Source organism: Clostridium aminobutyricum, assembly GCF_017255415.1.
Lineage (GTDB): Bacteria > Bacillota > Clostridia > Peptostreptococcales > Anaerovoracaceae > Aminipila > Aminipila aminobutyrica.
Genome location: NZ_JAFJZZ010000012.1, coordinates 19640 through 31569 on the forward strand (window position 1 = coordinate 19640; position 11930 = coordinate 31569).

An 11930-nucleotide genomic window follows, 5' to 3' on the forward strand; every position below is an offset into this window, starting at 1 on the left:
CGCCGCCTGTTATTTGTGTTATTATGCAGATTCTGTGTTTTCATTTTCTTTCTTGGAATCCACAAGCACCAATGTCGGCATTATGTCATTATCAATAGTACCCTTTGTAATGATGCATTTACGTACGTCGTTTCTTGATGGGATTTCATACATAATATCTGTCATAATACGTTCCAGTATGCTTCTGAGACCTCTTGCTCCGGTCTTTCTTTCAATCGCTTTTTCTGCTACACGCTCTACTGCATCCTGTTCAATTTCAAGCTCTACATTGTCCATAGCGAACAACTTTTTATACTGCTTTAATAACGCATTTTTAGGTTCTGTAATAATACGGATCAAAGCATCCTTGGATAGCTCTTCCAGCGTTACAATCACTGGAAGCCGTCCGATAAATTCAGGAATCAGCCCATATTTCATCAAATCTTCCGGTTGAATCTGCTTTAGTAATTCCTTCAATTCAACCTTCTTATCATTAATCTCTGAGTTAAAACCTATTGTTTTCTCGCCTATACGCCGCTGAATGACCTTGTCAAGTCCATCAAAGGCGCCACCACAAATGAACAATACATTTGTCGTATCAAATTGTATAAAATCCTGATGCGGGTGCTTTCTGCCGCCCTGAGGTGGTACACTAGCAATCGTACCCTCTAAAATCTTCAACAGCGCCTGCTGAACCCCTTCTCCGCTTACATCCCTTGTAATGGATGGATTATCTGATTTTCTAGCAATCTTGTCTATTTCATCAACATAGATGATGCCTCTCTGAGCTTTCTCTATATCGTAATCCGCTGCTTGAATCAATTTCAGCAAAATATTTTCAACATCTTCTCCCACATAGCCAGCCTCTGTCAAAGCAGTTGCATCTGCAATGGCAAAAGGAACGTTCAATATTTTAGCTAACGTTTGCGCCAGCAAGGTTTTCCCTGAACCTGTTGAGCCAATCATAACGATATTGCTTTTTTGTATTTCAATACCATCATTGTCCTTGCTTTTCAAAGAGTTTATTCTCTTATAATGGTTGTAAACCGCAACCGCAAGTGCCTTTTTTGCATCATCCTGATCAATCACATAATCAGATAATGTCTGGGAGATTTCCATTGGTTTGGGCAATTTAAAACCTTCATCCGGTTTTTTCCCTTGGTCCATGGCAGCAAACTCTTCCGTGATAATGTCCTGGCAAAGCTCAATGCATTCATCACAAATGTATACGCCAGGCCCAGCAATCAGTCTTCTCACCTGATCCTGAGGTTTTCCGCAAAACGAGCATTTTAATTGTTTGCTTTCATCATATTTTGTCATACTACTCCCCCCTAGTTAGGCCCTTGATTCAATTACCTTATCAATGAGTCCATATTCTACAGCCTGCATTGCACTTAGGAAATTGTCCCTGTCTGTATCTTTTTCAATTGTAGTGATATCCTTACCGGTATTTTCACTTAATATCCTGTTCAGCTTTTCTCTCGTCTTCAATATCCAATCTGCGTGAATCTTAATGTCAGAAGCCTGACCTTGAGCTCCGCCAAGCGGTTGGTGAATCATAATTTCTGCATTTGGAAGCGCATATCTCTTACCCTTTGCCCCTGCGGATAATAAGAAGGCTCCCATGCTTGCTGCCATTCCAATACAAATGGTAGAAACATTTGGCTTAATATACTGCATAGTATCATAAATCGCCATACCGGCAGTTACAGAGCCTCCGGGACTATTGATATAAAGACTAATATCTTTCGTTGCATCCTCTGCTTCAAGAAACAAAAGCTGCGCAACGATTAAGCTGGCAACATGCTCATCAATAGCTTCTCCAAGAAATATAATTCTATCCTTTAATAGTCTGGAATATATATCGTAAGAACGCTCACCTTTTCCTGTATTTTCTATGACGTATGGTACTAATGGCATAATCTCTATCCTCCTTGTGTTACTATTCTTCCTTGACTTCTCTACCTCTTATTCAAGAGATGATAACCTCTAAGCGAAGTAACATTTTCTTATTTTTTGTATATACCCTGCACAAAGAAATTGTAAACATTCTTTCATTTGTGCACAGAGATTATGTACAGCTGATTCTACTTTAAATCAGCTGTACAATATTTTTGTTTGTTAAATGTAAAAATTTAATATTACATTATTTCTTTTTACAATAGATACGCCGTATAGCTTTTCTACATTACATAAATCAATAGCAATGCTTATTTGATTTTTGCGTTGTCAAATACGAAATCTACTGCCTTCTTCATCTTGATGTCTTTGTCAAGAGCTGCGAAATTTTCTGCGCCAAGCATTGTTTTGATCTTATCTACATCTAAATTGTACTGTATAGCCATTAATTCAAGTTCTTTGTTTACATCTTCTTCAGTAGCTTCAATTTTTTCAACTTCAGCAATGGCAGAAACGATCATTCTTGTCTTTACTTTATTGTGTGCTTCGTCTTTTAATTCTTCTCTGAAAGAAGCCGCATCTTTCTGAACATATTGGAAATATTGTTCAAGATTCAAGCCCTGATATCTTAACTGCTGGTCAAATTCATTCAGCATGTTATCTACTTCCTCTTCAACCATAACAGCTGGCACTTCAATATCATTTGCATTGAAGATCTTTTCGATAACAGTGTTCTTCATCTGAGCCTGGGCTTTTGCGTCGGCAGACTTTTGCAACCGTTCCTTCGTATCCTGCTTTAATTCTTCCAGTGTATCGCATTCGCTTACATCCTTCGCAAATTCATCGTTTAATTCAGGAAGTTCTTCTTCCTTTACTTCGTGAACCTTGCACTTGAATATAGCCTCAGCACCAGCTAAATCAGGTGCATGATATTCTTCAGGGAATGTAACGACAACATCCTTTTCGTCCCCTGCCGCGCATCCGATCAACTGCTCTTCAAATCCAGGGATGAAAGAGTTTGAACCTAATTTTAATGGATAATTTTCAGAAGTACCGCCTTCAAACTGGTTCTCTCCTACAAATCCGGCATAATCAATAATGACTGTATCTCCTTCTTTTGCAGGTCTGTCAGCAACGATCATTCTTGCATTTCTCTGTAATAAGTTGTTAATTTCGGCATCTATGTCTTCATCTGTTACGGACATTTCTACCTTATCTACTTCTACACCCTTGTAATCTTTTACTTCAAATTCAGGGTAAGCAGTTACTGTAATTGTAATATTGAAACCTTCGCCTTTCTTGATTTCACTGAAATCAGCGTTCGGTCTATCGATTACATTAATATTTAATTCATCAAGCGCTTTGAAATAATTTTGTGAAAATAAATTATTGATCGCATCTTCAAAGAAAACATCTTCACCATAGTGCGTTTCGATAAGCTTTCTTGGTGCCTTGCCTTTTCTGAAGCCGTCAATGTTGAATTTACCTTTATTTTCCTGATAAGCAGCAATAATTGCAGCCTCAAATTCCTCCGCAGTAAATTCCATCGTAAATTTAACATCGTTCTTTTCTTTTGAAATAAATGTTGATTTCATTATATATAATCCTCCTAATAATATAAACCCTGCTATATTATGTGCCTCTTTTTAATTTATTAGGCGCAAATTACCCAATAATGTTCTCTTTTATGTTAAATTTAACACATAATGCACATTATTATATCGCTTATGCACCCAAAAGTAAAGAAATATAGCAAAAATAGCTTGTGGAATATAAAAAAAGTATCTGTAAAAAAAAATGGCTACTATAAGCAGCCTTTTTTGCTAAATTTATGTTTAAAATATTATCTTAGCCCTAGCAGCGCAAGTCCTCGGGCATATTTGCTTCTTGTTTCTGGTGTTAGATCATATTTTTCAGCAACTTTATGGGTTACAGCCTCCAATGCTCTTTCTTCTCCAGAAAAAAGCTCAATTTCCAATTCACAAATTGGTTCAGTGCCCCTGCTCGTAATGATTTCTCCTGTATCGATAGAAACCTCCATAATACCTTCCCCTGAATCAATTCTAAACCGGCTTCTCAAGAAATTTGTTTCTAAAATACTATGCAGCTTTTTAAAGCCGATCAACGCAATAACCTCTTGCCCGATCTCGCTTTCTTTAAATAGCTGCGGATCAGGTGCAATGAAACAAGCTTCGTCCGTTACCGGAACATTAAGTTCCTCTCTCGTGTGAAGTCCACCTTCATTCTTGCCTCTCCATTTCAAAGTAGCCACTATTCTGGTTCCTTCCATTCTCACGCGAAGGGCAATGTCATTTCTCGAAAGAACAAAATCCTCCGTGTCAAAATAGGCGGCCTTCATGAATACTTTTTCTCTTGTATCCGCTTCTTCAATACTTAAAAGATACTCATCATCCCAAATGTTTTCGGCAGTTTCTTTGTCCCCAATGCCGTATTTCATTTCAATTTCCATATTGTACCTTTGCTTTCTAATGCTTTTATAATGGATTTTGTCAATACAAATCGATTGTGTTAAGCTCCCTGAATTATGCGCAGCAAATTGCTTGTACACAATCTATTCAAATCATGTAGAGTAAATAATACCACTATTTCGACAAAAATACAAGTCAAAAGTGCCATTGTAACCGATAATAACCAGTTTCAATGGCACAAACATTCTTTTTATAGCTGTCTTAATGCATCTACAATTTCTGTTTTTGCTGTAGCCTTCGCATCTTTCATTTTAACAAGCTTCGCGGGAACACCTGCGACTACAGCATTTTCAGGTACGTCATGAATCACAACGGCACCTGCCGCTACAACAGCACCTTTTCCTATATGGCAGCCTTCGATAACGACAGCATTTGCACCAATCACCACATCATCCTCTACGATGACCGGCTGTGCACTTGGCGGTTCTATCACGCCTGCGAGTACCGTGCCGGCACCAATGTGACAGTTCTTGCCCACGATCGCTCGGCCTCCCAAAATAGCGCCCATATCAATCATCGTGCCGGACCCTATCTCAGCACCGATATTGATAATTGCTCCCATCATGATGACCGCATTGTCTCCGATTTCCACCTGATCCCGAATGATCGCACCCGGCTCAATTCTCGCGTTAATATTCTTCATATTAAGCAGCGGAATCGCTGAATTTCTACAATCGTTTTCAATGACCATATCTAAAATTTCTTCATTATTCGCTTTTAGAATCGGTTCAATAACCTTCCAATCTCCAAATACAATTTTGTCATCGCCTGTTCCGAATACTTGGCAATTAGGGAAATCAACCTTTGAATTGCCCTTTTGTTTTACGTAAACCTTCACCGGAGTCTTTTTCTCCGAATCCTTAATAAACTGAATGATCTCTCTTGCGTCCATTTTTATCCTCCTGTTTCAGCGGTGACTTTTGTGTATGTTTAAAACAGCACTTGTTCCATGTCATATAATCCTGCTTTGTTCCCTACTACAAACTCTGCTGCCCTGATCGCTCCTACTGCAAATATTTTCTTTGAATTTGCAATGTGTGTAATTTCTATAATTTCATCTTCTCCGGCATAAATTGCCGTATGTTCTCCTACTATCGTGCCGCCTCGAATCGCATGGATGCCAATTTCCTTGCCTCTTTTTCGATTTCCTTCTCTGCCAAAAACTTCATCATACTCATGCTCTGGATTCATAGCAGCCAGCAAAGCTATTGCTGTTCCACTCGGTGCATCCAATTTCTTGTTGTGATGTTTTTCGATAATCTCCATGTCAAAGTTATCTTTTAAAATAGGAGTGATTTCAGCAAGCACCCTCCTCATTACCGTAATTCCTAGAGAGAAATTTGCGGTATACACAACCGGCACGATGGTTGATAAAGATTGAATCTGCTCAATTTGCTCTGGTGTAAAACCTGTCGTGGCAATCACGACGCCGCACCCGCTTTCTCTCGCATAAGCATCAATCATATCCAGATTTACAGGGTTACTGAAGTCAATCACTGCGTCTATTTTTTCCCGGATGTCCGTTAAACGCCCTCCTTGCATCGGCTCAATAGTCCCGACGCATTGCATTCCCGCTTTATCGTTTATTAACGACTCTAAAACTTTGCCCATAGCTCCGGTTCCTACTATAGCTATATTCATACTCGCCCTCCTAGTAACTATCGATGCCAGTTCAATCTGGTTCTAGTGGCATCAACCTTATTTTAACAAATTAATTCTCTTCATGGAATCGATTAATTTAGCTTTTGTGGATGGATCCATTTCGCAAAGCGGAAGTCTGTACCCTCCTACATTCATACCCATTTGGTTCATCGCTTCCTTAATTGGAATAGGATTTGTCTCAATAAATAGATTATTGATAAATTCCAGATAGTCCAGCTGTAGTTTTTTTGCCAGTTCTACATCCCCTTCCAGATAGGCCATCGCCATATCATGTGTCTGCCGAGGCAGAATATTGGCGAGAACAGAAATAACACCGGCTCCTCCCAAGGACATCAACGGAACAATCATATCATCATTACCGGAATATACCGTAAAGTGTTCATTGATCAATCTGGAAATCTGAGCAACAAAGGAAATATCCCCGCTGGCTTCTTTGATTGCTACTATATTTCTATGCTTGCTGATTTCTTCTACTACATCATATGTTATAGACATCCCGGTTCTTCCAGGAACATTATAAATGTATATAGGGATATTTACGGCATTCGCTACCTCTGTAAAATGCTGTATCATGCCGGCTTTGTTCGTCTTATTATAATACGGTGTAATCACTAAGAGTGCATCCGCACCCATTTTTTCGTACTTTATACTTTGTTCTTTTGCTACTAACGTATTATTGGAACCGCTCCCTACGATAATAGGCACTCTCCCGGCTGCAACCTCAATGGATAATCGAACGATTTCATCTCTTTCTGTAACGGTAAGAGCTGGTGTTTCTGCAGTTGTTCCAAGCACTACAATACCATCTGTTTTTTCCTCAATATGCCACTCAATTAATTCTCTTAACTTCTCATAGTTTACACTTCCATCTTCATGAAACGGTGTAATCAGCGCTACCATTGAACCTTTAATCATTGTTCCTGTCCTCCTAAGTAATAGACTCCTTCAGCAATCTTTACTGCTGGTCCAGCCATCCGAATTTCTTCCTCTTTCGTTTTTGTGATATGTAATGTACCAAGCGGCAGTATTACGTCAACGGTATCATCACATTTTCCCTCCAAGTTTGCTATGACAAGACTGGCGCATGCACCAGTTCCGCAAGCGTAGGTCGGTCCGACGCCTCTCTCATAGGTTTTAATTTTTAACGTGTTTTTATCCATTACTTCAACAAAATTTACATTTGTTTTTTCAGTATAAATCGGGTGATTCGAAATTTCAGAGCCTAGAGCGTCCACATTTACCGCATCCAAATTGTCAACTAGCACAACGGTATGAACCGTTCCCATAAAGCAGCTGCTTACATTGACCTTCCCAAAAGTTGTATTGATCGCCTTATTTAGGAAGTCAGAAGTTGCATTAACTCCAAAAGTTGCTGGATCAAATAGAGGTTTCCCCATACCTATTTCCACAACAAATTCACCTTGTTCTGCTTTTTCCGGATCCAAATGTGGGTATGTCTCTTTGCCGGTCTTCACTACCTTAACCTGCATCACACCCGCTAAAGTCTTTACATCATATTCTTTTTCCTTGCATATGCCATAGTCAAAACAATACTTTGCAAAACAGCGGATGCCGTTTCCGCACATCGGAGCGCGGCTTCCGTCCTGATTATAGAAGATCATTTCCAGTTCAGGCTGGGTGCAAACTACAATGAGTCCATCTGCACCGATCCCTGTTGATCGGTGACATACCTTTAATGCTAACTCACTAAAGTCCATGCCTTTTACACTTTCCTCGCCTACCATTATAAAGTCGTTGCCACAGCCGTGGTACTTTGCAAATTTAATCATCATTTTTCTATCCTTATATCCCTATAAATAGCTGCCCAATAAAATCTGCATATCAAAGGGTCATTTTATATTATAAACCAAAAGCCTCACAAAGAGCAATTACTGCCTTTACTTTCTTTTCCAAATCTACTGTAACAGAAATGGATATCTCAGAAGTCGTAATTTGATAGTACGGAATCTGTTCTGTAGCAAGAATTGAAAATACCTTGCTGGCAACACCGGAATGAGTGGCCATCCCTACACCCACCAAAGAAATCATTGCAAGTCCGTCCTGCTTTTCGATTGCTAACCCGCTTAATACCGAATTGGTCTGTATGGCAGAACTCAATTCATTTCCCTGGCTGATGGTACAGCTGAAAGATACGGAGCACTCATTTTTACCGGTAATCTGCTGAGAAATCATATCTACATTTATATTTAATTCTCCTAACAGGTTAAACAAGTCTGCAACCGTCTTCCCATCGTTTTTAACACCCTTGATATTAAATATGGTACAATCATCTTGAAAACTAATTCCTGTTACAGGCATATCTTCTACTAATAAATTATTATTACTCATAATATATGTTCCTCTACTCTTATCGTTTTCCAACGTTCTCCCTAGAAATAACTTCACATTGTACTTTTTCGCCAGCTCCACGCTTCTGGTTTCCAGAATTTCGGCACCTAATGAGGACATTTCCATCATTTCCTCATACGTGATACGGTGAAGCTGTTTTGCCTCCGGATATACTCTTGGGTCCGTCGTATGCAAGGAATCGACATCCGTGTAAATCTCACAGTCCCATCCTAAGTGAGCGGCTATAGCGACGGCCGTTAGGTCGGAACCGCCTCTCCCCAGCGTTGTGATGTCTCCGTTCTCACTCATCCCTTGGAATCCGGCAACAACAGGAACTTTTCCTTCTTCAATCAATTGCTCTACCCGTTCGGTGTTTATTTCCTTGATTCTTGCTTTTGTATGGAAATCTGTTGTAACAAATCCTGATTGGAAGCCGGTCATGGATACAGCATCAATACCCAGTTCTTGAAGAGCTATTGCCAAGAGGGCAACCGTTTGTTGTTCTCCTGTAGCTAAAAGTGCATCCAATTCTCTTTTAGGAACATCTTCGGTGATTTGTTTTGCAAGGGAAATCAATTGATCTGTTGTTTTTCCCATGGCACTTGCTACTATTACTATGTCCTCTCCAGGCTTTTTATTATCCGCAATATGTTTTGCCACAGCCTGTATCTTCTCTATGGTCTCTAAGCTGGTCCCGCCATACTTTTGTACTACGTTCATACTCCCCATCCTTTCATGTGTACCTATTCGCTTTTTATACAAGCGATGCTGTTACTTGACTTTCTAGTACCATCCAACAGAGTTTCCGGAATCCTCTATGGCGATTAACGTCCCTTACCGACTTATCCTCTTTAATCCTCTTTTCAACTGTAGACTTCCTTAATAAGGATTGTAATATATCTTGAAATATTTTCCAATTATACTTTTCGAACAATACAGAAAAAGCCAGTAGGGCGCACCTTACTGACTTCAATAAATAGCTATACATATGTTCTTTCACGCGTCTGGCAAGTATCTATGCTAGAAATACTTTACCCACCCTAAAAGACTAACATAGAAATACTATTCTAAACGGTCATTAAGGATAGCTCACCTACTTTTCAGTAGACAGTCCTGCAATTATTCACTGCAGACCCACCTAAGCCTCATGCCTGATTGCTTAAGTTCGGCGAAGGATACCTCCGTCTTGGATCAACACCTGCCGATTCCCCAAAACTTCTTTTGCTTCGCGCCTCTATCAACATTAATAAATTTAGTTTACTAGATAATTTTTACTTTTGCAAGTATTATTTGTACATTTTTCTAAAAAAATCGCTTTTGTTCATTATTTTTTGTATATTTACCACAAAATTTTAAATACGCCCATGAATGCTATTGTAATAGTAGGTTATGATCAGCGTAAGAAGTGCATCATACAAAATAAATAAAACCTCGCCCCCTGCCAATATCGCTAAAATCGGCAAGTCCGGCAAGCTGATCACGCCAAAGAACAAGCTATAAAAAAAGTTATAAAAAACAAGCATAATCGCTGTAAAAACGGTCAGCTTTAAAATCACTTGAACAACAGGAGACGGTATCTTTTCGATATAATATTTTATAATCCCATAGATCCCAAAAAAGAATATATACGGAATTGCTCCTATTTTATTCGGTAAAATTAAAAGGGATAATATAGAGCATGCGATATAAAGAATCCATCCGCCCTTTCCCTTCGTTTCAATCATCATCGCAGGTACAAAAATAGAACTCAGCGCGTACAAGCTTAATTCCATCGCCGGAACAAACGATGCCGCATATAGGCACACTAAGGTTAGGGCCAAGAGGACTCCTCCGATTGCAATCATCTTCGTGTTATTTTTTTGTTTGATATGATCCATACTCCCGTCTCCTCTTTCCGCTCATTAGATACAATCACAAAGACAGTCTGCACACAAGTATAGCTGACACATTTTGCACATCATATCCTCATTTGAATTATATCCTCTTCCATAGGCTTGATTCTGATACATTCTCCCCGAATTTAAAATCGTTCGCAATGCAGATTGATATTCAAAATTGTTTGGGCTCATTGAAACGGCGGTCTGAATTTTGTTCACTGCATCATCATACCAACCTCGCTTATAGGATATCATCCCACTTAAAAAGTGCCACTCTGCATCTCGATTTGTCATCTGATTCAGCTTCTGTTCTGCAAACTCTAAATTGCCGGAATCAATGCTTCCTCTGATACTGTTGTATTCCGGCGAGCTTTGCTTTGTAGCTCCCTGGTTGTTATTATAATGGTAGTTATTATTTGATGTTCCTTGATTTTTCATCAAAGCCTCATAAGCCTCGTTTACTTCCTGCAATTTTTCTTCTGCTAAATCGGACAAGGGATTGTTTTGATACTTATCAGGATGATACTTTTTTACCAATTCTCTGTAAGCTGCTTTAATTTCTTCTTCACTTGCATTTTGTCTGACACCTAATACTTCATACGGATTGTTCATTCGTTTCTCCTTTTTCCAATGTAATTTCAGTTTTTCTCAGCAAACCGAAGTATGCTATATTCTCTAATATCCCTTTATTTTTCTTCAAATCTAATAGGGACATTGCATTACTGATCTCTGCCAAATAATGCATCAGATTAAATTCCACCGTTGGCTTTATTTTTTCTTTAAAATCCTCTATTGACTCTCCCTCATACTGAAACCGGTAGAGGAGCGGATTATACGTATTCTTTGTAATATTCTCTTCAATATCATCATAAGCATCCATCAAATAAATCCATTTGCCTAAGTGATACCCAATATGCTTCAATATTTTTAAAGATGCTGGATTGCTCTCGCCGCTGCTTGTAAAAATGGCTTCCATAATTCGCGCGAAAGGTTCCTCGGCACGATCCAGCTCCGCACATTGTTCCTTCTCCAATTTAGACAATTCCCTCAGTTGTGATTCAACCAGTTCGCAAAGAGATGAATGGTATTTGCTTAGTCTCTTCACCGTTGAAGATAACATCATCGCCATCATTCTGGAAGGATAGCTGTGATCATCGACATAATCATCCATTAGTTTATAATACGCTAAAATAAGCATAACATCCCCGGCATAATCCATGGCAGCATTTTCTTTTAGAACGTTTTTCTTCTTTATATGATGTATGATGCAGTGTTCAGAACTTATTTTATCAGTTTCATCATCCGTAGCCGCTAAAAGTAATGCCAAAAATACAAAGTCATAATTGAGTGTAAATCGAGGCAGTTGTCCATATCTTTCGCCTACGCTTTTGCAAATGCCGCAATAGTAGGCACTGTATACCTCATACTCTCTCATTTTCAGTTCCGCTTTTTCCGGAACCACATATCCCAGCATACATTTCTCCTCTGTAAATTAGCTTATGACGGCCATGCCGAACTTGATCATTGCGTTCATTATACCATAAATTGCTTTATTTTAAAATCTTATCTCGTTTTACAACGCCGAACTCGAGAAATTACTCTCCTTCGGCTCCGACTCGCTCCGCTCCCTGCTGTCCGTTTTGCCTTGCCAAGCAAGCTTGGGGCAAAAAGGCAA

At 39.2% G+C, this 11930-nt stretch carries 12 protein-coding genes and 1 riboswitch; all 12 genes read right to left on the bottom strand.

All coding sequences use genetic code 11. The features are described from left to right. Positions 1-21 precede the first annotated feature (21 nt). The 12 genes from clpX to JYB65_RS14755 all read right to left on the bottom strand — a co-directional run bounded on the left by clpX (position 22) and on the right by JYB65_RS14755 (position 11729). Positions 22-1299, bottom strand: coding sequence for an ATP-dependent Clp protease ATP-binding subunit ClpX (clpX, locus tag JYB65_RS14700; RefSeq protein ID WP_206583453.1), 1278 nt, complete (start codon positions 1297-1299; stop codon positions 22-24). A gap of 15 nt (positions 1300-1314) precedes the next feature. After that, the gene (clpP, locus tag JYB65_RS14705; RefSeq protein WP_206583454.1) at positions 1315-1899 is read right to left on the bottom strand and encodes an ATP-dependent Clp endopeptidase proteolytic subunit ClpP; all 585 of its coding nucleotides are present in this window, start codon (positions 1897-1899) and stop codon (positions 1315-1317) included. Between the two features lie 290 nt (positions 1900-2189). Beyond that, positions 2190-3473 carry a trigger factor gene (gene tig, locus JYB65_RS14710; protein ID WP_206583455.1) on the bottom strand — a complete coding sequence of 428 codons (1284 nt, stop codon included), beginning with the start codon at positions 3471-3473 and terminating at the stop codon, positions 2190-2192. Positions 3474-3721: 248 nt separating this feature from the next. Then, positions 3722-4336, bottom strand: coding sequence for a CYTH domain-containing protein (locus JYB65_RS14715; protein WP_206583456.1), 615 nt, complete (start codon positions 4334-4336; stop codon positions 3722-3724). Between the two features lie 221 nt (positions 4337-4557). After that, positions 4558-5259: a 2,3,4,5-tetrahydropyridine-2,6-dicarboxylate N-acetyltransferase gene (dapD, locus tag JYB65_RS14720; RefSeq protein ID WP_206583457.1), complete on the bottom strand. Its 702-nt coding sequence runs from the start codon at positions 5257-5259 to the stop codon at positions 4558-4560. 38 nt (positions 5260-5297) lie between these two features. Further along, positions 5298-6008 carry a 4-hydroxy-tetrahydrodipicolinate reductase gene (dapB, locus tag JYB65_RS14725; RefSeq protein ID WP_206583458.1) on the bottom strand — a complete coding sequence of 237 codons (711 nt, stop codon included), beginning with the start codon at positions 6006-6008 and terminating at the stop codon, positions 5298-5300. A gap of 57 nt (positions 6009-6065) precedes the next feature. Next, entirely contained in the window at positions 6066-6944 is an 879-nt protein-coding gene (dapA, locus tag JYB65_RS14730; RefSeq protein ID WP_206583459.1) for a 4-hydroxy-tetrahydrodipicolinate synthase, read from the bottom strand. Further along, positions 6941-7822 (bottom strand): diaminopimelate epimerase, encoded by an 882-nt coding sequence (gene dapF, locus JYB65_RS14735; protein ID WP_206583460.1) that lies wholly within the window; start codon positions 7820-7822, stop codon positions 6941-6943. The genes dapA and dapF overlap by 4 nt, the downstream gene beginning before the upstream one ends. Positions 7823-7889: 67 nt before the next feature. Further along, the gene (locus JYB65_RS14740; protein ID WP_206583461.1) at positions 7890-9098 is read right to left on the bottom strand and encodes an aspartate kinase; all 1209 of its coding nucleotides are present in this window, start codon (positions 9096-9098) and stop codon (positions 7890-7892) included. A 357-nt stretch (positions 9099-9455) separates the two neighbouring features. Next, a riboswitch (Lysine riboswitch) is annotated at positions 9456-9623 on the bottom strand. 107 nt (positions 9624-9730) lie between these two features. Then, entirely contained in the window at positions 9731-10255 is a 525-nt protein-coding gene (locus JYB65_RS14745; RefSeq protein WP_206583462.1) for a hypothetical protein, read from the bottom strand. A gap of 24 nt (positions 10256-10279) precedes the next feature. Then, entirely contained in the window at positions 10280-10867 is a 588-nt protein-coding gene (locus JYB65_RS15175) for a J domain-containing protein (RefSeq protein WP_206583463.1), read from the bottom strand. Further along, positions 10851-11729 (bottom strand): DUF5685 family protein, encoded by an 879-nt coding sequence (locus JYB65_RS14755; protein WP_206583464.1) that lies wholly within the window; start codon positions 11727-11729, stop codon positions 10851-10853. Before JYB65_RS14755 ends, JYB65_RS15175 begins: the two co-directional genes overlap by 17 nt. Between the last annotated feature and the right edge of the window lie 201 nt (positions 11730-11930).

Excerpts from the sequence above, each read along its gene's own strand:
- clpX (WP_206583453.1), bottom strand. The coding sequence starts at position 1,299 with ATGACAAAATATGATGAAAGCAAACAATTAAAATGCTCGTTTTGCGGA.
- clpP (WP_206583454.1), bottom strand. The coding sequence starts at position 1,899 with ATGCCATTAGTACCATACGTCATAGAAAATACAGGAAAAGGTGAGCGT.
- tig (WP_206583455.1), bottom strand. The coding sequence starts at position 3,473 with ATGAAATCAACATTTATTTCAAAAGAAAAGAACGATGTTAAATTTACG.
- JYB65_RS14715 (WP_206583456.1), bottom strand. The coding sequence starts at position 4,336 with ATGAAATACGGCATTGGGGACAAAGAAACTGCCGAAAACATTTGGGAT.
- dapD (WP_206583457.1), bottom strand. The coding sequence starts at position 5,259 with ATGGACGCAAGAGAGATCATTCAGTTTATTAAGGATTCGGAGAAAAAG.
- dapB (WP_206583458.1), bottom strand. The coding sequence starts at position 6,008 with ATGAATATAGCTATAGTAGGAACCGGAGCTATGGGCAAAGTTTTAGAG.
- dapA (WP_206583459.1), bottom strand. The coding sequence starts at position 6,944 with ATGATTAAAGGTTCAATGGTAGCGCTGATTACACCGTTTCATGAAGAT.
- dapF (WP_206583460.1), bottom strand. The coding sequence starts at position 7,822 with ATGATGATTAAATTTGCAAAGTACCACGGCTGTGGCAACGACTTTATA.
- JYB65_RS14740 (WP_206583461.1), bottom strand. The coding sequence starts at position 9,098 with ATGAACGTAGTACAAAAGTATGGCGGGACCAGCTTAGAGACCATAGAG.
- JYB65_RS14745 (WP_206583462.1), bottom strand. The coding sequence starts at position 10,255 with ATGGATCATATCAAACAAAAAAATAACACGAAGATGATTGCAATCGGA.
- JYB65_RS15175 (WP_206583463.1), bottom strand. The coding sequence starts at position 10,867 with ATGAACAATCCGTATGAAGTATTAGGTGTCAGACAAAATGCAAGTGAA.
- JYB65_RS14755 (WP_206583464.1), bottom strand. The coding sequence starts at position 11,729 with ATGCTGGGATATGTGGTTCCGGAAAAAGCGGAACTGAAAATGAGAGAG.